Below are 19,539 nucleotides of genomic sequence, written 5' to 3'. Positions count from 1 at the left end.
CGGCACCGGACCGGCGCGCGTCCCGCCGCCCCGGCACCCGAAGGGGCCGACCCCCTCGCGCCCCGGTTCCCGGCCGGCGGCAGCGGGGGCGGTACCGGGGGCCGCGGGCCTGTGCGGGCACCTGGCACCTCGGCCGGCCGGCCGCGCCTCCGGCGGCCCGGGCCGACGAGCCCCGCCCACCTGGACACACACCCCCGGCGAGCCGGGGCGCCCCCTCGCCGCCGCGGGCGGGCCGCACCCCGGTCGGCCGAGGCGACACCCGCCGGCACAGGCTGCGCCCCGCCCACGGCGGGCGGGGCGCACCTCCCGGCGCGCGAGGCCGGCCCGACCACTCCCTCGCCGAAGCGGGCGGCCCCCTGCACCCCCAGCGAGCAAGGCCACCCGACCGCCTCGTCGGCGCAGACGCTCAGCCGGCCCTCGCCAGGCCGCCCTCACCCATGCCAGGACCGCCACAACGCCGCGTACGCGCCCTCGGCTGCGACCAGGTCGTCGTGGCTGCCCAGCTCGCTGATGCGGCCGTTCTCCACGACGGCGATCACGTCGGCGTCGTGGGCGGTGTGCAGACGGTGGGCGATGGCGACGACGGTGCGGCCGTCGAGGACCCGGGCCAGGGAGCGTTCCAGGTGGCGGGCCGCGCGGGGGTCGAGCAGCGAGGTCGCCTCGTCCAGGACCAGCGTGTGCGGGTCGGCCAGCACCAGCCGGGCCAGCGCGATCTGCTGGGCCTGCGCCGGGGTGAGCGCCAGACCGCCGGAGCCCACCTCGGTGTCCAGGCCGTCGTCCAGCGCCCGCGCCCACTCGTCCGCGTCGACCGCGCCGAGGGCCGCCCACAGCTCGGCGTCCGTGGCGCCGGTGCGGGCCAGGAGGAGGTTGTCGCGCAGGGAGCCCACGAAGACGTGGTGCTCCTGGTTGACGAGGGCGACGTGCGAGCGGACGCGTTCCGCGGGCATCCGGGACAGCTCGGCCCCGCCCAGGGTGACCCGGCCGTCCCGGGGCGCGTAGATCCCGGCGAGCAGCCGGCCCAGGGTGGACTTGCCCGCGCCGGACGGGCCGACCAGGGCGAGCCGGGTGCCGGGTGCGACCTCCAGGGAGACCTTGCGCAGCACGTCGACGCCCTCGCGGTAGCCGAAGTGCACCCGGTCGGCGTGCACGACCCGTCCCTCCGGGGCCACCGAGGCGTCCCCGGCGTCGGGCTCGATGTCCCGGACACCGACCAGGCGGGCCAGCGACACCTGGGCGACCTGCACCTCGTCGTACCAGCGCAGGATCAGGTTGACCGGGTCGACCAGCATCTGCGCGATGAGCGCGCCGGTGGTCAGCTGGCCCACCCCGATCCAGCCGTGCAGGACGAACACCCCGCCGACCATCAGGACCGAACCGAGCACGAGGAGGTGAACGGTGTTGAGCACCGGGAAGAGCACGGAGCGGAGCCAGAGGGTGTAGCGCTCCCACGCGACCCACTGCGAGATCCTCCGCTCGGACAGGGCCACGCGGCGGGCGCCGAGGCGGTGCGCCTCGATGGTGTGGCCCGCGTCCACGGTCTCGGCGAGCGCGGCGGCGACGGCGGCGTACCCGGCGGCCTCCGAGCGGTAGCCGGCCGGCGCCCGTTTGAAGTACCAGCGGCAGCCGATCACCAGGATTGGTACGGCGAGCAGCACGGCCGCGGCCAGCGGCGGGGCCGTCACGACCAGCCCGCCGAGCAGCAGCAGGACCCACACGACGCCGATGGCCAGCTGGGGCACGGCCTCGCGCATGGCGTTGGCGAGGCGGTCGATGTCGGTGGTGATGCGGGAGAGCAGGTCGCCGGTGCCCGCGCGCTCCAGCACGCCCGGCGGCAGCCCGACGGACCGGACGAGGAAGTCCTCGCGCAGGTCGGCCAGCATCCGCTCGCCGAGCATCGCGCCCCGCAGCCGTACCTGCCGGACGAACCCGGCCTGCACGACCAGGGCGAGCACGAACAGCCCGGCGGTCAGACCCAGATGCAGCTCCGCGGCCTCGTCCGTCACCCGCTCGACCAGACCGCCGAGCAGGTACGGGCCCACCATGGAGGCGATCACGGCCACCGTGTTGACGGCGATGAGCAGCAGGAAGGCCCGCCGGTGCCGGCGGAACAGCTCGGTGACGTAGGCGCGCACGGTCGCGGCGGCGCCGACGGGCAGGGTGGTGGCGGTCGTCGGGGCCGCCGGGTCGTACGCCGGTGGCGCTACGCCGATCATGCGCTCTCCTCGATCTCTTCCAGTTCCTGGAGCGCGTCCAGCAGGATGCCCTCGTCGGCCGCGGACAGTTCCTCGTCGGTCTCGCGGGTCACCACGGCCCGGTACCGCGGCTCGTTCTCGACCAGTTCGCGGTGGACACCGACCGCCACGACCTCACCGTCGTGCACCAGGGCGACCCGGTCCGCGCGGTCGAGCAGCAGCGGGGAGGAGGTGAACACCACGGTCGTCCGCCCCGACCGCAGCCGGCGCAGTCCGTCCGCGATCCGGGCCTCGGTGTGCGAGTCGACCGCGGAGGTCGGCTCGTCCAGCACCAGCACCTCCGGGTCGGTGATCAGCGACCTGGCCAGGGCGAGCCGCTGGCGCTGGCCGCCGGACAGGGAGCGCCCGCGCTCGGTGATACGGGCGTCCATCGGGGCGGCGGCGTCGAGCGAACCCTGCACGAGCGCGTCCAGCACGTCCTCGCACTGTGCCGCCGCCAGCGCGTCCGCGGCCGGCACGGCTCCGGAGGCGGGCACGTCGAGCAGGTCGCGCAGGGTGCCGGAGAGGAGCACCGGGTCCTTGTCCTGGACGAGGACGGCGGTCCGGGCGCTGTCGAGAGGAAGTTCGTCCAGGGGCACTCCGCCGAGCAGCGCCGACCGGCCGGGCTCCGCGGGGTGGCCGCCCAGCCGCTCGGCCAGCCGGCCCGCCGCGTCCGGGTCGCCGCACACCACGGCGGTGAACCGGCCGGCGGGAGCGAGTAGACCGGTCGCGGGGTCGTACAGGTCGCCGTCCGGCAGTTCGGCCGCGCGGGTGCCGTCGGTGGCCGTGGACCGCTCCAGCGCCAGCACCCGGGCGGCGCGCCTGGCCGAGGGGCGGGAGAAGGAGTACGCCATGGCGATCTCCTCGAAGTGCCGCAGCGGGTAGTTCAGGATCATGACCGCGCTGTAGACGGTGACCAGTTCGCCGACCGTGATCCGGCCCTGGCGGGCCAGGTCGATGCCGTACCAGACGACGGCGATCAGCAGCAGCCCGGGCAGCAGTACCTGGACGGCGGAGATCAGCGACCACATGCGGGCGCTGCGCACGGCGGCGTGCCGTACCTCCTGGGAGGCCCGGCGGTAGCGGTCCAGGAACAGCTCCTCGCCGCCGATGCCGCGCAGCACCCGCAGTCCGGCGACGGTGTCCGAGGCCAGCTCGGTGGCCCGGCCCGCCTTTTCGCGCTGCACGTCCGCACGGCGCGTCGCCCGAGGCAGCAGCGGCAGGACCGCGAGCGCCACGACGGGCAGGCCCAGGGCGACGACCACGCCGAGCGCGGGCTGGTACACGAGCAGGCCGACGCAGACGACCACGACCGTCAGCGCGGCGGCGGAGAAACGGGAGACGGCCTCGACGAACCAGCCGATCTTCTCCACGTCGCCGGTGGAGACGGCCACCACCTCACCGGCGGCCACCCGCCGGGTCAGGGCGGATCCGAGGTGGGCGGCCTTGCGTGCCAGCAGCTGCTGGACACGGGCGGCGGCGGTGATCCAGTTGGTGACGGCGGCCCGGTGCAGGAAGGTGTCGCCGAGCGCGATGCCCAGACCGCAGAGCAGCATCAGACCACCCGTCAGGGCGAGCCTCCTGCCGGAGCGGTCGATGGCCGCCTGCACGGCGAGACCGACGCAGAACGGCAGGGCGGAGACGGAGACGAAGTGCAGCAGGCCCCAGGCGAGCGACTTCAGCTGCCCGCCCAGCTGGTTGCGCCAGAGCCACCACAGGAATCGAGGGCCCGAACGCGTGTCCGGCACACCCGGGTCGGGATACGGAAGGTCTTGAATCTGCATGAGGTCCCAGTGGCTCGTGTCAGGGGAGGGCAGGAAGGAGGACAACAGCGGAAAGCCGCGGTGAGCGGCAACAAGCCGTGAAAGGTTCGCGTCGCAGAGTGGTGAATTTCAAACGGTTTTCCTTGACGGCCCGCGAAATCCGCCCACTTCCGGCCACGGCCCCCGTCGGCCCGCCCGTCAAGCCCCGGGCGGCCCCGTCACCCGGCACGGTGACGGCTCGAAAGGGCACACCATCAGCAGCGCCGCGATGACAGCATGGAGAGGTGCAGATCGACCCCGTGCGGCGCATGACGGTCGCGGTGGCGGCCCTCGGCACCCTCCTCGCGACGCTCTCCGCGTGCGGCTCCCCGGTCCCCACCCACGGCGCGCAGGGCGCCCGCGGCCGGCACGCCCCCACGGCCGCCACCCCCGGCCCGACCCGCGTACCGGGCGTCGGCGACCGCCTGTACCGGCGGATCCCCGCCGACTCCCGCCAGGTCGTGGCCGTGTACGGCGAGCACCGGGACTCGGCCGTCTCCCGGGTCGTGCTGTACACGCGGCAGGGCGCCCGGTGGCGCACGGTGGGCAGTTGGCCCGCGCACAACGGGCGCGGCGGCTGGACCACGCACCACCACGAGGGCGACCAGCGCAGCCCCGTCGGCGTGTTCACCCTCACCGACGCGGGCGGTGTGCTCGCCGACCCGGGTACCAGGCTGCCCTACGACCGGGACGAGGGCGCCTATGCACCCCCGCCCGAGTGGGACGCGGCGCACCGGCACGACTTCGACTACGTCATCGCCATCGACTACAACCGCGTCAAGGGCACCCCGCCGCGCGACGCCACCCGCCCCTGGGGCACGGACAAGGGCGGCGGCATCTGGCTGCACATGGACCACGGCAGCGGCACCTCGGCCTGCGTCAGCGTCTCGAGGAAGGCCATGGAGGTGCTGCTGCGCACGCTGGACCCGGCCGGCGACCCCGTGGTGGTGATGGGGGACAGGGCCACGCTGACCGCCTGGTGAGGCGACCCGGTCCGACAGCCGGTCGCCGGCGTCGACGGCGCTACTGCTGGACCGGATCGGCCTGGTGTCCCGGCGATCCCGCCGCCGCGGTGCCCACCACGTCCACGTCGCTCGCCCGGACGTAGGCGAGCCGGTGGCCGAACTGGATCTCGTAGTACCGCTCCCGGCCCCAGACCACCGGGTTGGGCGTGTCGCTGAAGGACTTGGCGGTGTAGGAACTGCCGACGCCGGCCTGGGTCACGTACCGCTGGCCCGCCAGGAAGCTGTACGGCAGCGGGGACTCGGTCGGCTCGTCCATGTCGTCCGGGTAGGCCTCCTCCTCCGGGAGCGCACGCCCGAACACCGGGATCTCGTCCAGGCCCTCCTTCGGCGTGACCATGCGCCCGGCCGCGCCGACGGCGGTCGGCTGCTGCCTGGGGTTCTTGAACCAGGCCTTGCGCCCCTGGAACCAGATCGCCGTCCAGTCGCCGCTGCGGTCGGCGACGGCGAAGGTCTGACCGGCGGAAACGCGCGACCCCAGGTCGTTGACGTCCATCGTGGAGTCGTCGCCGTCCGGCTTGCGGCCCGGGTCCTGGATCAGCGGGGCCTTCTCGTCCGGCGCGGTGTACAGCCGGACGGCGCTGGAGCCGTGCGGCCGACACGGTGAACCACTTCCGGCACACCCTGTGAACGGCGGTTTGTGCTTGCCGTAGTCCGGCAGGATGGTGACCATGTCGCTGTCGGGTCCCGCCGTGGCGCGCAGCGGTGCGCCGAGGAGGTCGAAGTAGTGCCGCCAGTCCCAGAAGGGGCCCGGGTCGTCGTGCATCTCGGGGATGGTGTCGGCGGTCGGGGCGGGCACGTTGTCGTGGCCGAAGATGTGCTGCCGGTCGAGCGGGATGTCGTACTTGTTCGCCAGGTACCGCACCAGGCGCGCCGAGGACCGGTACATCCGCTCGGTGAACCAGGTGCCCGGCTGGGTGAGGAACCCCTCGTGCTCGATGCCGATGGAGCGGGCGTTCACGAACTGGCTGCCCGAGTGCCAGGCTTCGTCCTTGGTCCTGATGTGCTGGGTGACGTGACCGTCGCTGGAGCGGATCGAGTAGTGCCACGAGGATTCCGTCGGATCCTGCACCGTCTGGAACATGCTCGGCAGCTCCGCCTCGGTGTCGTGGATGACGATGTACTCGATCGGCTGGTCCCTGGGCCGGTCGGCCAGGTCGTGGTTGCCGTAGCTGTCGCCGATCTCCTCGTACGGCGCGCCCAGCCAGTCACAGACCAGTTCGGCGGGGCACTCGACCTGTTTCGGCCGCTGCGGGCCCTGCGAGCGGGGGGTGCGCGGGTGCGGCCGCAGGCCGGGAGTGGCGGGCAGGGTGACGTCCTGCCCCTCGGCGGTGGTGCGGTGCGCGCCCCGGCGGATCAGGGCGAAGACGTCGTCGGCGTAGGCCGCGGCTGACGCGACGTCACGGGTGCCCGGGAACCGCGCCACGGTCTCCCACCAGTCCGCCGGGTTGTTGCTCAAAGGCTTGCCGAGCTGTCGCTGCGTGGCGGCCAGCAGTGCCGCCCCGCCGCGTACGTTGGCGACGGCGTCCGTGCGCAGCCGTCCGGCCGGGGCCTGGATCAGGCGTGCCGCGTGCTGCAGGTCCGCCGGCTCCACGGCATGGCCGCCCGCGGCCCCCCCGGAGGGTCCGACCGGGTCCCCGGAGGATCCCGCCGTGCCACCGGACGACCTCGTCGCGCCACCGGACGACCCCGCCGCCCCCGTGCGCGGCTGCGCCTTGTCGCCGATCGGTGCCTCGGGGCGCGGCGCCGGCTGGGACGGCCGGACGCGTTCGGCGTCGATCAGGTGCATCGGCCCGAAGCCGCCCGTGACGCTGGGCGCGCCCGGATGGGAGTCCCAGCGCGACTGCATGTAGGACACGCTCATGAGCACACTGCGCGGCACCTGGAACTCGCGCGCTGCGTCCGTGAAGGCGTCCTGCAGACGCCGGTCCGCCGCCTCGTCGGAGCCGGACGTCGGGAGGATCAGCAGCGGCGGCAGGAGAGCCGCCCCCGCGATCACACAAGCCGTCAGACGGCATCTCCGGATGGCCGCGGGGACATGTGCAGAAACATTTCTTCTCATCGCAGAGGCTCTCCCAACCACGCTCGCTCGCAACCAGGACAAAGGAGTTGCCGTGGTGCCACCCCTCGTACGTTTCCGTGCCCTGCCCGCCGTGTCGTGGCGAGCGTCACCGGGGTGGACCAGCGGCCCGGCAGAGGCCACCCGGTCGGCGGCAGCGGCTCCGCTGCCTGGGGCAACCACGCGAGTCCGCGCGCGGCTCAGTCCTCGACCGGGTCGGTCTGCCAGTCGGGGTGGCCCGGCATGGGCGGGGTGCGCGTGCCGTGGAGCCACGGATCCAGGAACGGGCCGAGGTCCTCGCCCGCGACCCGGGACGCGAGCGCGACGAAGTCCCGGGTGCCGGCCGCGCGGCCCCGGTACTCGCTCACCCAGGCGCGCTCGATCCGGTCGAAGGTCTCCCCGCCGACCTTCTCCCGCAGCGCGAACAGCACGAGTGCCGAGCCGTCGTACCGCATCACCTTGAACAGGGTGTCCGCGGTGGGCTCGGCGGGTGCCCCCTCGTCGTGCCGCCACTGGTCGTGCTGCTCGTAGGCCGCCCGCATCGCGGACTCCAGGCTCACACCCCCGTGCTCGTCGGAGTACAGCCGTTCGTAGAAGCGGGCGTGACCCTCGCTCAGCCACAGGTCGGACCAGCGCCGGATGGCGACGCTGTCACCCGTCCAATGGTGTGTCAGCTCGTGGACGAGGTTGCGCTCGGCGTCGACCCGGTCGCCCAGCAGGTCCTCCCGCGGTACGACGGACAGCGACTGGGTCTCCAGTGCCACCGGCAGGTCGGTGTCCCCGACCAGCACGCCGTAGCGGCGGAACGGATAGGGGCCGAGCCGCCGTTCCAGCCAGGCCAGGTGTTCCGGGGTGAGCGAGCGGTACGCCTCGGTGTCCGTGACCAGCCGGTCGGGGACCACGTCCCGGACGGGCAGCCCGCGCGGGCCGCTGCTGTCGACGAACGTGAACCTCCCGATCGCCAGCTGGACGAGCTGTGGCGCGATCGGCTGCTCGGAGTCGTACGTCCACCGGGTGCGGCCGTCGGGGCGCCGGACGGTGCCGACGAGCCGGCCGTTGGCCACCGCGCTCAGCCCCGCGGGGGTGGTGATGTGGAAGGTGACCGGTGCCCGCAGGCTCGGGTGGTCGTCGGCCGGGAAGATCATCCGGGCTCCGTCGGGCTGTGCGCAGACGAGGGTGCCGTCGGGGGTGGGGACCCAGCCGTAGTCCTGGATGGCGTCGTCGCGGTGCCGGCCCTGGGTCGGGTCGGCGGTGTAGGCGACGCGGACGGTGAACGGACGGCCGCGGGGGATCGGCCGTACGGGAGTGACGACGAGTTCGTCGCCGTCGCGGCGGGCGGTGGCCGGTGCGCCGTCGACGGTGACGCGGTGCAGCGTGTTGCCCGCGAAGTCGAGATCGAAGCGGGACAGGGCCTGGGTGGCGGTGGCACTGATGGTGGCACCTGCCTCGAAGGGCGTCCGGGGGGCCCGCCAGTCGAAGTCGAGCGTGTAACGGCGGACGGTGTAGCCGCCGTTGCCGGCGAGCGGCATGAGCGGGTCGCCGATGCCCGGTGCGCCGGGGGCCGGGGGCGGTCCGGACGAGGCGGCCGGACCGGGTGCGGGCGAGCCCTCGGCTCCGTGCGGGAGCGTGCCGGCGAGGACGGCGGCGCCGGTGACCGCGCCCGCTCCGACGACGGTGAGGACGAGGGCCGTGCGGCGGGAGAGTGACCCCTTTGCGATCTCCATGAGCGCACTATGCCAGTAAGATCCGCTTATATCACTAAATGTTCCGTCGCCGGGTGCCCGTCCGGGCCGCGCGGTGGCCGTTCGCATCGCGCCGATCTGCCGAGGCGTCATTGCGGGGCGGTCCGACTCCCCGTAGAACACCGGCCATGAGAAGACGGATGGTCATGTCCATGCTTACCGGAGCGACCCTCCTGGTGAGCGCCTTCCTCGGCACGGGCACACCGGTGGCCCGGGCCGCCGAGGTGCCGGCCGAGTTCGGCACCGACTGGCACGACCCGGTGACCGCGGCCCCGCCGGTCGACCGGCCGCACACCACGTCCTGTCAGGTCACCCTCGCCGACGTGCAATTCCGCGACTTCACGCCGTACCGGGGCACGTACACGCCCCCGAAAGGCTGCGGTGACCGCTGGAGCAAGGTCGTCCTGCGCCTCGACGGCAAGGTGAAGGGCCGTCAGTACGACCGGCTGGGCTATCTGCACGTCGGCGGGGTCGAGATTCTGCGCACCTCCACGCCGGAACCCTCGCCCGACGGCATCGAATGGCACGTCGAGAAGGACGTCACCCGCTACAGCGACACCTTCCGCGGCTCCCGGGACGTCGAGATGCTGATCGGCAACGTGGTGGACGACACCTACACCGGTGTCATCGACGTGCACGTCACCCTCACCTTCTACGCCGGCCGCCCCGCGACCCCCGCCCCCGACCGCGTCCTCACCCTCGCCGACACGCACTCCGGCACGACACTCACCACCCCGCGCAACAGCGAACGGATCGTCGCCGAGGTGTACGCGACCGGTTCGGGCGGCGGGTGCGAGGAGTTCTGGTACCTGACCGTGGCCGACCCGGCGTCGTACTCGTGCAAGGCCGACCACGGCCCCTACCGCGAGGTGCAGATCACCGTCGACGGCCGGCTCGCCGGCATCGCGGCGCCCTTCCCGAACGTGTGGACGGGCGGCTGGTCCAACCCCTTCCTCTGGTACGTCGTCCCGGCCCCGCGCGCCTTCGACGTCCGGCCCGTCGAGTACGACCTCACGCCCTTCGCCGGCCTCCTCAACGACGGGCGCCCGCACCGCGTCGAGGTGTCGGTCGTCGGCGTGCCCGCGGGCCAGTCGGGCTGGAGCACCCCCGTGAACGTGCTGGTCTGGCAGGACGCGCACCGCGCCCACGTCCCCGGCGCGCTCACCGAGGACAAGGCGACCGACCTCGCCAACTCCTCCGTCCTCACGCCGGGGACGGAGAACCGGGTGCGGACCGAGGCCGGGCACGCGCTCACCGTCTCCGGGTACCTGGACACCTCGCACGGGCGCGTGACCACCACCGTCACCCGTACGCTCGCCAACACCTCGGTGCACCGCTGGACCGAGGGGGAGAACACGGACGGACTCGACGCGAGCTGGACCGACGACGAGACGGTCCGGACCGCCGGCCACGGTCCCGCGCGGACGACGCGCACGCACCGGACGTACACCGTGAACGGCGCCACCACCCTCGGCCCGGACGACCGGCTGCGCACCGTGCTGACCCTCGGCGACCGGGCTTCCGCGGTGGTCCGCGAGGGCGGCCGGCGCACCGCGTGGTCACGGCTGGACGACACCTACGGCGGTGACGCGACGTACACGGTAAACGTCCCGCGCGACCGGCGGCACGCGGTCGGCACGTCGGCCGAGCGCTACCGCCTCCTGGGCTCGGACGGCTGTTACGACCGTTCCCTGGCCACGGTCCAGGGGGTGCTGACGGAGGATCGCAGCCGCTGCTGAGACCGGGGTGGCGCGTCCCGCGCCGGGCGGATCCACACGGCTCGACGCGGGCGCCCTCCAAGCCCTCGCTCCGTCTCCGGAGCGGGGGTCACCTCTGTTCAAGTGGGGGGCATCCCTGTTCAGCAGCGCTGGGCGGCGTCCCCGTCGATCAGCGTGTCCAGCAGGACGCCGAGCACCTGGCGCTCCTTCTCCGTCAGCGGCGCCAGTATCTCCTCGGCCGCCGAGCGGCGGGCGCCGCGCAGTTCCCGCAGGGCCGCGCGCCCCTCGTCCGTCAGCTCGATCCGGGTCACGCGCCGGTTCGCCGGATCCGGCGCCCGCCGTACCTTGCCGCTCGCCTCCAGCCCGTCGACCAGCGTCGTCACCGCGCGGGGCACGACCTCCAGGCGCTCGGCCAGGTCGGCCATGCGCGGCGGCGAGGCGTAGTGCGCGAGGGTGCGCAGCAGCCGCGACTGGGCGGGGGTGACGCCCAGGTCGCGCTGTTCCAGATGGCGTTTCTGGATGCGGTGCACCCGGCGGGTGAGCCGTAGCAACTGCTCGGCGAGCAGGCCGTCCGGATCGGGGGTGGTCATGCGGGAACAATATCAGGATGCCGTTCATTGTGAGTATAGGTAACAATGAGCTACGATCCGTTCCGTCATCGTCGGCCGACTCCTGACCGGCGCCCGTCCCTCCCGTAGGAGCCCATGCACCCCGACCGTGAACCCTCCTGGACCCCACCTGCCGACGCCGGCGAACAGCCCCGGCAGGTGCGCCGTATTCTGCGGCTCTTCCGTCCCTACCGCGGGCGGCTCGCCGTCGTCGGCCTGCTCGTCGGCGCCTCGTCACTGGTCTCGGTGGCCACGCCGTTCCTGCTGAAGGAGACGCTCGACGTCGCGATCCCGCAGGGCCGCACCGGCCTGCTGAGCCTGCTCGCGCTCGGCATGATCCTGAGCGCCGTCCTGTCCAGCGTCTTCGGTGTGCTGCAGACGCTGATCTCGACCACCGTCGGCCAGCGCGTCATGCACGACCTGCGCACCGCGGTCTACGGCCGCCTCCAGCGCATGTCGCTCGCCTTCTTCACCCGGACCCGCACCGGCGAGGTGCAGTCCCGCATCGCCAACGACATCGGCGGCATGCAGGCCACCGTCACCTCCACCGCCACCTCCCTGGTGTCCAACGCCACCAGTGTGGTCGCCACCGTCGTCGCGATGATCGCCCTGGACTGGCGGCTGACGATCGTCTCCCTGCTCCTGCTGCCGGTGTTCGTGTGGATCAGCCGCCGCGTCGGCAACGAACGCAAGAAGATCACCACCCAGCGGCAGAAACAGATGGCCGCGATGGCGGCCACGGTCACCGAGTCGCTCTCGGTCAGCGGCATCCTGCTCGGCCGCACCATGGGCCGCTCCGACTCGCTGACCGCGTCCTTCGCCGAGGAGTCCGAGCGCCTGGTCGACCTCGAGGTGAGATCCAACATGGCCGGGCGCTGGCGCATGGCCGTGATCACGATCGTCATGGCGGCGATGCCCGCCGTCATCTACTGGACGGCCGGACTCGCCCTTTCCTTCGGCGGCCCCGAGGTCTCCCTCGGCACCATCGTCGCCTTCGTCTCGCTCCAGCAGGGCCTGTTCCGCCCGGCCGTGAGCCTGCTCGCCACCGGCGTCCAGATCCAGACCTCGCTGGCGCTCTTCCAGCGCATCTTCGAGTACCTGGACCTGCCGATCGACATCACCGAGCGGGAGCGGCCGGTGCGCCTCGACCAGATCAAGGGCGAGGTCCGCTTCGAGGCCGTGGAGTTCCGGTACGACGACAAGGGCGGCCCCGTCCTCGACGGTATCGACGTCACCGTGCCGGCCGGCGGCAGCCTCGCCGTCGTCGGCCCGACCGGAGCCGGCAAGTCCACGCTCGGCTACCTGGTGCCCCGGCTGTACGACGTCACCGGCGGCCGCGTCACCCTGGACGGCGTGGACGTCCGTGACCTCGACTTCGACACCCTCGCCCGCGCGGTCGGCGTCGTCTCGCAGGAGACATACCTCTTCCACGCCTCGGTCGCGGAGAACCTGCGCTTCGCCAAGCCGGACGCCACCGACGAGGAACTGCGCGCGGCGGCCGAGGCGGCACAGATCCACGACCACATAGCCGCCCTCCCCGACGGCTACGACACGGTCGTGGGCGAACGCGGCCACCGTTTCTCCGGCGGCGAGAAGCAGCGCCTGGCGATAGCCCGCACCATCCTGCGCGATCCGCCGGTCCTCATCCTGGACGAGGCGACCAGTGCGCTCGACACCCGTACCGAAGCCGCCGTCCAGGACGCGATCGACGCGCTGTCGGCCGACCGCACGACGATCACCATCGCCCATCGCCTGTCCACCGTCCGCGGCGCCGACCAGATCGTGGTGCTGGACTCCGGACGGGTGGCCGAACGCGGCACGCACGAGGAACTCCTGGAGCGGGACGGGCGGTACGCGGCCCTGGTGCGCCGGGACGCGCAACTGCAACCGACGAACTGAACATAATGCCGGGTTTGAGGTGATATGCGTATTACCGTGCCCGCATGCAGACGAACACTTCGCCACGGAGCACGATCCGACTGACACGCCGGGGCAGACTCGCCCTCCTCGTGGCCGGCGCCGTCGTGGCCGGCACCGCCGTGGCGGTGCCGCTGCTGACGCTGGCGGGCGGCGGTGAGCAGGAGAAGCCGGCGACGCTGGTCATCCCGGCGGGCTGGCGCGCCGGCCAGGTCTACGACGCGGTGGACAAGGCTCTCGGGCTGCCCCCGGGCAGCACCCGCAAGTCCCTCGACAAGGCCCCCCTGAAACTGCCGAACGAGGCCGCGGGCAACCCGGAGGGCTATCTCTTCCCGGCGGCGTATCCCGTCCGGAAAGGGGCGACCCCCGCGTCCCTGCTGCAGCTCATGGTCGACACGGCGGACAAGAGGTTCCGCGGCGCACCCGTCGCGGCCGGGGCCCAGCGTAACGCGATGAACGTCTACCAGGCCGTCACCATCGCCAGCATCGTCCAGGCCGAGGCCTCGACGAAGGCGGACATGGGCAAGATCGCCCGGGTCATCTTCAACCGGCTGAACAGCGGAATGCCGCTGCAGATGGACTCGACCCTCCACTACGCACTGAACCGCGACACCGATCGCCCGAGCCGGAGCGACAGCGGGATCGAGAGCCCCTACAACTCCCACCAGCGCATGGGCCTGCCACCGACGCCGATCGACAACCCCGGCGAGGACGCGATGCGCGCCGCGCTCAACCCGACGCCGGGTGACTGGCTGTACTTCGTCACGGTCAAGCCCGGGGACACGCGTTTCACCGCGGACTACGACGAGCACCTGCGGAACGTGGCCGACTTCAACGCCGTCCACCAGGGCCCGGCGACGGCGCAGGCCCCGAGCAGCAGCCCGCTGGGCTCCCCGGCCCCGGAGCCGTCGGGCAGCTGACCCGGCGTGACCTCAGGCGGCGACCGACTCCCGCGCCAGCAGCCGCCGGATGTCCCGGACGGCCGCGCGCCCGGCCCGGTTGGCGCCGATGGTGCTGGCCGAGGGGCCGTAGCCGACCAGATGGATCCGTGGATCGGCGACCGCGCGGGTGCCCTCCACCCGGATGCCTCCGCCCGGTTCGCGCAGCCGCAGCGGGGCGAGGTGGTCGAGCGCGGCCCGGAACCCGGTCGCCCACAGGATCACGTCGGCGGTGACCCGACGGCCGTCGCGCCACTCCACGCCGTCCGGGACGATCCGGTCGAACATCGGCTGCCGGTCCAGCACCCCGTCCGCGAGACCCTGCCGGATCGCGTCGTTCAGCGGCAGCCCGGTGACCGAGACCACACTGCGCGGCGGCAGCCCCTGACGCACCCGATCCTCCACCAGCGCGACGGCCGCACGGCCCGCCTCCTGGTCGAACGGGCCCTCGCGGAAGACCGGGGGCCGCCGGGTGACCCAGGTGGTCGCGGCGGCGTACGGGGCCAGCTCCAGCAGATGCTGGGTGCCCGAGGCGCCGCCGCCCACGACCACCACCCGACGCCCGGCGAACTCCTCGGGGCCGGCGTACTGCGCGGTGTGCAACTGCCGCCCGAGGAAGGTCTCCTGGCCGGGGTAGCGCGGCCAGAACGGCCGGTCCCAGGTGCCGGTGGCGTTGATCAGCGCCCGCGTCGACCAGGTGCCGTCCGAGGTCTCCACGAGCAGTCGCCCTCCGGTGCCCTCGCGCACCGCGCGCACGTCCACGGGCCGTCGTACCCGCAGGCCGAAGGCGCGCTCGTACCGCTCGAAGTACTCACCGACGACCTCGGCCGAGGGCCGCGCCGGGTCGGCGTCGGTCAGCTCCATGCCGGGCAGCGCGTGCATCCCGTGCACCTTGCCGAACGTCAGCGAAGGCCACCGGAACTGCCAGGCGCCGCCCGGACCGGGGGCGTGGTCGAGGACCACGACATCGCGACCCGGCTCGAAACCGGTGCGCCGCAGGTGGTAGGCGGCGGCCAGACCGGCCTGGCCGGCGCCGATCACGACGACCTCGACCTCATGTACTTCGTTCACACCGCAACCAACAGCGGGCCGGGCGCGGCTCTTCCCGGCCGCTCAGCCCTTGGCCGGGGTCGTCGACGGCGGCAGGTCGCCGTTGTAGCGCCGGTCCACGAAGTCGGCGAAGTCCACCTTCCCCGGGATGAGCTTCAACTCGGTGAAGGCGTCCGCGATCTGCTGCTCGGAGGCGACCAGCGGCTTGTCGACGGCGACCGCGACCCGGGTGGAGTTCGTCCGCTTCACGGAGGCGAGTGCCACCTCATAGGGCAGCCCGGTGTCCTTCGACCACACCTTGGCCCACTCGTCCTGGTGGTCGGACACCCAGGCCGTGGCCCGCCGCAGCCGTGCCAGGTAGTCCTTGATGGCGGCGGCCTTCTTCGGGTCCTGCAGCGCGGCCGGAGCGGCGACCTGGAAGGTGAGGCCGTTGGTGATGCCGTCACCGGTGGTGAGCACCCGGCCCTGCTTCGCCTGGAGGACCTGCGAGGTGTACGGGTCCCAGACCGCCCACGCGTCGACCTTGCCGGAGGTGAACGCGGCGAGCGCGTCGGCCGGCTGGAGGTACTTCACCTTGACGTCGGACAGGCTCAGCCCGGCTGCCTTGAGCGAGGCGACCAGCTGGTAGTGCGCGGAGGAGCCCTGTGCGACGGCGACGGACCTGCCCTTGAGCTGCCGGGGCCGGGTCAGCTCGGAGTCGTCCGGCACGAGGATGGTGTCGCCCCGGGAGGTGCCGTGCCAGGCGGCCACAACGGTGATCCTGGAGCCGGCGCCGGCCGCGAAGACCGGCGGGGTGTTGCCGACACCGCCGATGTCGACGGCCCGGGCGTTCACGGCCTCCAGCAGCGGCGGCCCGGAGGTGAAGGTCGACCACTTGATCTTGTAGTGCAGGTTCTCCAGCTCTCCGGCGGCGCGCAGGATGGCCTCCGAACCGCCCTTCTGGTCGCCGACGTCGAGGGTGACGGAACCCGAGCCGTCGGTGCCGGTGTCGGCGGACGAGTTCCCGCCGCAGGCGGTGAGCAGGAGGGCGAAGGGGAGGAGCAGTGCGGCGGGGACGAGTCGTCGTCGCATGGCGGTTCCGTTCGTGTTCGGGGTGGGCGTTCAGGCGGCTGCGGCGGCGGTGTCGACGCCGAGCCGTTCGAGCAGGCGGGCACGGAGGGCGGCGAACCGCGGGTCGGTGATCTCGCGCGGCCGGTCCAGGTCGACGCGCTGCTCGTGGGCGATCCGGCCGCCGTCCATCACCAGGACCCGGTCGGCGAGCAACACCGCCTCCTCCACGTCGTGCGTGACCAGCAGCACCGCGCAGCCCCGGCGCTGCCACAACTCCCCGACCAGGCGCTGGGCCCTGATCCGGGTCAGGGCGTCGAGGGCGCCGAACGGCTCGTCGAGCAGCAGCAGATCGGGCTCGCGCACCAGCGCGCGGGCGAGCGAGGCGCGCTGGGCCTCGCCGCCGGACAGGGTCTTCGGCCAGGCGTCGACGCGGTGACCGAGGCCGACCTCGTCCAGCGCCCGTTCGGCGAGGGACCGCTCCGGCCTGCCCGGCAGCCCGAGGAGGACATTGCGCCACACCTTCTTCCACGGCATGAGCCGGGGTGCCTGGAAGGCGACGGCCCGGCGGCGCGGGACCAGGGCCGTGCCCTCGATGTCCCGGTCCAGGCCCGCGAGGATGCGCAGCAGGGTCGACTTGCCGCAGCCGCTGCGGCCGAGCAGGGCGACGAACTCGCCGGGCGCGATGTCGAGTCGGAGGTCGTCGATGACCGCGCGGCCGTCGAAGGAGCGGGTCAGCCCCTCGACGTGGACGGCGTGTCCGGTCAGCGGCCCGTGAACGTCGGTCGCCATTGCAGCAGCAGCCTTTCGAGGGAGCGGACGATGAGGTCGGCGAGGAGGCCGAGGAAGGCGTAGACGATGAGGCAGACCACGATCACGTCGGTCCGCAGGAAGTCCCGCGCCTGCACCATCAGGAAGCCGATGCCGGAGTCGGCGTTGACCTGTTCGGCGAAGACCAGCGCCAGCCAGGAGATGCCGAGCGAGTAGCGCAGCCCGGTCAGCGCCCCGGGCAGCGCGCCCGGCAGCACCACGTGCCGTACCAGCCCCCACCGGGACAGGCCCAACGACTCGCCCGCCTCGATGAGTTGGGCGTCCACCCCGCGGATGCCGGCGTAGACGTTCAGGTACAGCGGGAAGGTCACGCCGAGCGTGATGATGGCGATCTTCGGGGTCTCGCCGATCCCGAACCAGATGATGAACAGCGGGATGAGGCCGACGAACGGCACCGTCCGCAGCATCTGCACCGGCGCGTCCACCAGGTCCTCGCCGATCCGGAACAGCCCGGAGAGCAGGGCGAGTCCGGTGCCGGTCGCGGTGCCGAGGAGCAGCCCGAGCGCGACCCGCCGGAGCGAGGTCCCCATGGCCGACGGCAGCGAACCGTCGCCGACCAGATCCCAGCCGACCTGCGCGATCCGGCCCGGAGAGGCGAGTACGTCGGCCGGCAGCAGACCGGTGCCGCTCAGGAGTTGCCACAGGGCCAGCAGCAGGAGCGGGCCGGTGGTGCGGCGCAGCCAGCGGGGGACCCGGGTGCGCCGGGCGGAGGCGGGGACGACGGGCTGGAGGTCGGGGGAGGGGTGCCCGGGCGGGGGTGTTGCTGAATCCTGCTTGGATATACCGGAAATATCCGGTTCCGGGGAATGGGGTGGGGCATGGCTGATGCTCATGGGTGCTCCACGGGGAGGAGAGCCGGGAGTGGCGAAGGCGGGTGCGCGCCTCTATGTCATGCCTGGTTCAAGCCGACGGCAGGGCAGGGCACAGCGACAGGCCGACGGAGCCCGCACAGGAAGGGGAAGGAAGGAGAAGGGCGTCAGCAGCCGCGGCGACACGCGGCGGAGGCCACCCGCAGCAGGTCGATGTGACCGCGCGTGGTGAGCAGGGCTGAACGCAACATGCGGCTGAACGTAGCCAGATGGAAGCGCACGGGTCAACGGTGTCTCGGCCAGTGGACCACCCGTCTCGGAAATCGGCGGCGCCACGGGGTGTGGAAACCGGCGTATGGGTCAGGATGGGGGCATGTCCGATGCCTTCACCACACGCATGCTGCACGTCTCCACCGGTACCCGGGAGCGCGTCGTCGATCTCACCACCGACTGCGAGGAGTTCCTGCGGGAGGCGGCGGCCGGCCGCGACGGTCTGCTCAACATCTTCGTCCCGCACGCCACCGCCGGGATCGCCGTCATCGAGACGGGCGCGGGCAGCGACGACGACCTCCTCGCGGCCCTGCACACACTGCTCCCCGCCGACGACCGCTGGCAGCACCGGCACGGCAGCCCCGGCCACGGCCGCGACCACGTCCTGCCCGCCATCGTCCCGCCGCACGCGACCCTCCCGGTGATCGGCGGGCGCCTGGAACTGGGCACCTGGCAGTCGGTGTGCCTGGTGGACACCAACAAGGACAACCCCGACCGCCGGGTCCGACTGAGCTTCCTCGGCTGAGCGGGCGACGTCTTACCGCTCGTCGGGGCCGGGTCAGGGACGGCGCGCCGAGGCGGCCCGCGCCGGGCCGGGCGACGGCACCAGGCCGAGGCGCTGGGCGCGCAGGACCGTGCCCACGCGGTCACGGGTGCCCAGCTTGCGGTAGATGTTCTCGACGTGCTTGTGCACCGTGCGGACCGAGATGCCGAGGCGGCGGCCGATCGCGTCCGCGGTGAGCGCGTCGGTGAGCAGCACCAGGACGGCGGTCTCGCGTGGGGTCAGCGCGCAGTCCGCCGCCCGCTCCTGCGGCGCGCCGGACGGGCCGAGCGCCCGCCGCCACTCCACCAGCAGCCGCCGTTGCCGCTCGACGGCCGCCAGCAGCGGCTGGACGCGCTCGGCCATGACCAGTTCGTCGTCCGTGAAGTCCGTACCGGACCGGTACACGAGGCACCCGGTGATCGGCGCCGCGCTCCCCGGGAGCGGCACGCCCAGCACGTGGTCGACGTCCAGGACCTCGCGGAGCAGGCGCGCCGTCGGGCTGTCCGGCCAGGTACGGCCCGCCGCCCGGCGCGCGGTGACCGGCGTCCGGTCGGTTCCGGGCCCGTAGTGACCGGCGAACGGATAGCCCGCGCGCAGCAGGCCCAGGTCGGCGTCCCCGAGCCGGGCCAGCTCCGCGGCGGCCCCGTCGGGCACCGTGCCGATGGTGCCGCTGCGCTCGCTCCAGTCGTCCGGCTTGTGGATGACCGTCTCACCGCCGCACACCTCGGCCAGCGCGCCGGCCACCAGCGGCCACAGCAGCTCGGGCTCCCGTTCGTGCAGGGCCGCCACGGCGACGGCCATCATGCGCTCGTAGGCCTTCTCCAGCCGCACGGGTTCCTCTCCGGTTGCCTCGCGTACTCGTCCTCCCCGTCGGCGTACGTACTTGTACGCATACCCTCGCGGTCCCCGTCCGGCGCACACTTCAACCCGGCGACACCGGCCTGCTCGGAC

16 protein-coding genes are annotated in these 19,539 nt (G+C 72.9%); 5 read left to right on the top strand and 11 right to left on the bottom strand.

The window, feature by feature from the left end; translation table 11 throughout:
• Nucleotides 1-431: 431 nt before the first annotated feature.
• Both ABZ923_RS15985 and ABZ923_RS15980 read right to left on the bottom strand, forming a co-directional pair.
• Nucleotides 432-2,213 (bottom strand): ABC transporter ATP-binding protein, encoded by a 1,782-nt coding sequence (locus tag ABZ923_RS15985; RefSeq protein WP_361471336.1) that lies wholly within the window; start codon nt 2,211-2,213, stop codon nt 432-434.
• Nucleotides 2,210-4,015, bottom strand: a complete 1,806-nt coding sequence (locus ABZ923_RS15980) for an ABC transporter ATP-binding protein (RefSeq protein WP_361471334.1) — start codon at nt 4,013-4,015, stop codon at nt 2,210-2,212. The genes ABZ923_RS15985 and ABZ923_RS15980 overlap by 4 nt, the downstream gene beginning before the upstream one ends.
• A gap of 287 nt (nt 4,016-4,302) precedes the next feature.
• Here ABZ923_RS15980 and ABZ923_RS15975 point away from each other — a divergent pair, with 287 nt between their 5' ends.
• Nucleotides 4,303-5,016: a L,D-transpeptidase family protein gene (locus ABZ923_RS15975; RefSeq protein WP_361471372.1), complete on the top strand. Its 714-nt coding sequence runs from the start codon at nt 4,303-4,305 to the stop codon at nt 5,014-5,016.
• 40 nt (nt 5,017-5,056) lie between these two features.
• On the opposite strand, the gene ABZ923_RS15970 is transcribed toward ABZ923_RS15975, so the two are convergent.
• A complete protein-coding gene (locus ABZ923_RS15970; protein ID WP_361471332.1) occupies nt 5,057-7,054 on the bottom strand; it encodes an N-acetylmuramoyl-L-alanine amidase in 1,998 nt (665 codons plus the stop codon).
• Between the two features lie 260 nt (nt 7,055-7,314).
• Entirely contained in the window at nt 7,315-8,838 is a 1,524-nt protein-coding gene (locus tag ABZ923_RS15965) for a M1 family metallopeptidase (protein WP_361471330.1), read from the bottom strand.
• A 146-nt stretch (nt 8,839-8,984) separates the two neighbouring features.
• Between ABZ923_RS15965 and ABZ923_RS15960 the strand changes: the two genes are divergently transcribed.
• Complete coding sequence (locus ABZ923_RS15960; protein ID WP_361471329.1) at nt 8,985-10,595, top strand: peptide-N4-asparagine amidase; 1,611 nt, start codon at nt 8,985-8,987, stop codon at nt 10,593-10,595.
• 119 nt (nt 10,596-10,714) lie between these two features.
• Here ABZ923_RS15960 and ABZ923_RS15955 read toward each other — a convergent pair whose 3' ends face one another.
• Nucleotides 10,715-11,164 carry a MarR family transcriptional regulator gene (locus ABZ923_RS15955; protein WP_361471327.1) on the bottom strand — a complete coding sequence of 150 codons (450 nt, stop codon included), beginning with the start codon at nt 11,162-11,164 and terminating at the stop codon, nt 10,715-10,717.
• Between the two features lie 114 nt (nt 11,165-11,278).
• On the opposite strand from ABZ923_RS15955, the gene ABZ923_RS15950 reads away from it, so the two are divergent.
• Complete coding sequence (locus ABZ923_RS15950; protein WP_361471325.1) at nt 11,279-13,081, top strand: ABC transporter ATP-binding protein; 1,803 nt, start codon at nt 11,279-11,281, stop codon at nt 13,079-13,081.
• A gap of 44 nt (nt 13,082-13,125) precedes the next feature.
• Entirely contained in the window at nt 13,126-14,019 is an 894-nt protein-coding gene (gene mltG, locus ABZ923_RS15945) for an endolytic transglycosylase MltG (RefSeq protein WP_361471323.1), read from the top strand.
• Between the two features lie 12 nt (nt 14,020-14,031).
• Here the strand turns inward: mltG and ABZ923_RS15940 are convergent, their stop codons facing one another.
• The 5 genes from ABZ923_RS15940 to ABZ923_RS15920 form a co-directional block, all read right to left on the bottom strand.
• Nucleotides 14,032-15,108 carry an FAD-dependent oxidoreductase gene (locus ABZ923_RS15940; protein WP_361471321.1) on the bottom strand — a complete coding sequence of 359 codons (1,077 nt, stop codon included), beginning with the start codon at nt 15,106-15,108 and terminating at the stop codon, nt 14,032-14,034.
• 42 nt (nt 15,109-15,150) lie between these two features.
• On the bottom strand, nt 15,151-16,158 hold the full coding sequence (locus ABZ923_RS15935) for an ABC transporter substrate-binding protein (protein ID WP_361471319.1): 1,008 nt from the start codon (nt 16,156-16,158) through the stop codon (nt 15,151-15,153).
• 30 nt (nt 16,159-16,188) lie between these two features.
• The gene (locus ABZ923_RS15930; RefSeq protein ID WP_361471317.1) at nt 16,189-16,926 is read right to left on the bottom strand and encodes an ABC transporter ATP-binding protein; all 738 of its coding nucleotides are present in this window, start codon (nt 16,924-16,926) and stop codon (nt 16,189-16,191) included.
• On the bottom strand, nt 16,899-17,798 hold the full coding sequence (locus ABZ923_RS15925) for an ABC transporter permease (RefSeq protein ID WP_361471315.1): 900 nt from the start codon (nt 17,796-17,798) through the stop codon (nt 16,899-16,901). The genes ABZ923_RS15930 and ABZ923_RS15925 overlap by 28 nt, the downstream gene beginning before the upstream one ends.
• 143 nt (nt 17,799-17,941) lie before the next feature.
• Nucleotides 17,942-18,025, bottom strand: a complete 84-nt coding sequence (locus ABZ923_RS15920) for a putative leader peptide (RefSeq protein ID WP_349817350.1) — start codon at nt 18,023-18,025, stop codon at nt 17,942-17,944.
• Nucleotides 18,026-18,147: 122 nt separating this feature from the next.
• Between ABZ923_RS15920 and ABZ923_RS15915 the strand changes: the two genes are divergently transcribed.
• On the top strand, nt 18,148-18,570 hold the full coding sequence (locus tag ABZ923_RS15915) for a secondary thiamine-phosphate synthase enzyme YjbQ (RefSeq protein WP_361471313.1): 423 nt from the start codon (nt 18,148-18,150) through the stop codon (nt 18,568-18,570).
• Nucleotides 18,571-18,603: 33 nt separating this feature from the next.
• Here ABZ923_RS15915 and ABZ923_RS15910 read toward each other — a convergent pair whose 3' ends face one another.
• On the bottom strand, nt 18,604-19,419 hold the full coding sequence (locus ABZ923_RS15910) for a LuxR C-terminal-related transcriptional regulator (RefSeq protein ID WP_361471311.1): 816 nt from the start codon (nt 19,417-19,419) through the stop codon (nt 18,604-18,606).
• Between the last annotated feature and the right edge of the window lie 120 nt (nt 19,420-19,539).

Source organism: Streptomyces sp. NPDC046881, from assembly GCF_040645015.1.
Classification (GTDB): Bacteria; Actinomycetota; Actinomycetes; order Streptomycetales; family Streptomycetaceae; genus Streptomyces.
The sequence above is the reverse complement of the archived record's forward strand: the minus strand, read 5'-3'. Positions and strand labels throughout refer to the sequence as shown.

Bases quoted from the DNA above. Each gene is read 5' to 3' on its own strand.
- mltG (WP_361471323.1), top strand. From the start codon at position 13,126: ATGCAGACGAACACTTCGCCACGGAGCACGATCCGACTGACACGCCGG.
- ABZ923_RS15950 (WP_361471325.1), top strand. From the start codon at position 11,279: ATGCACCCCGACCGTGAACCCTCCTGGACCCCACCTGCCGACGCCGGC.
- ABZ923_RS15935 (WP_361471319.1), bottom strand. From the start codon at position 16,158: ATGCGACGACGACTCGTCCCCGCCGCACTGCTCCTCCCCTTCGCCCTC.
- ABZ923_RS15930 (WP_361471317.1), bottom strand. From the start codon at position 16,926: ATGGCGACCGACGTTCACGGGCCGCTGACCGGACACGCCGTCCACGTC.
- ABZ923_RS15965 (WP_361471330.1), bottom strand. From the start codon at position 8,838: ATGGAGATCGCAAAGGGGTCACTCTCCCGCCGCACGGCCCTCGTCCTC.
- ABZ923_RS15985 (WP_361471336.1), bottom strand. From the start codon at position 2,213: ATGATCGGCGTAGCGCCACCGGCGTACGACCCGGCGGCCCCGACGACC.
- ABZ923_RS15960 (WP_361471329.1), top strand. From the start codon at position 8,985: ATGAGAAGACGGATGGTCATGTCCATGCTTACCGGAGCGACCCTCCTG.
- ABZ923_RS15915 (WP_361471313.1), top strand. From the start codon at position 18,148: ATGTCCGATGCCTTCACCACACGCATGCTGCACGTCTCCACCGGTACC.
- ABZ923_RS15975 (WP_361471372.1), top strand. From the start codon at position 4,303: ATGACGGTCGCGGTGGCGGCCCTCGGCACCCTCCTCGCGACGCTCTCC.
- ABZ923_RS15955 (WP_361471327.1), bottom strand. From the start codon at position 11,164: ATGACCACCCCCGATCCGGACGGCCTGCTCGCCGAGCAGTTGCTACGG.
- ABZ923_RS15920 (WP_349817350.1), bottom strand. From the start codon at position 18,025: ATGTTGCGTTCAGCCCTGCTCACCACGCGCGGTCACATCGACCTGCTG.
- ABZ923_RS15980 (WP_361471334.1), bottom strand. From the start codon at position 4,015: ATGCAGATTCAAGACCTTCCGTATCCCGACCCGGGTGTGCCGGACACG.
- ABZ923_RS15925 (WP_361471315.1), bottom strand. From the start codon at position 17,798: ATGAGCATCAGCCATGCCCCACCCCATTCCCCGGAACCGGATATTTCC.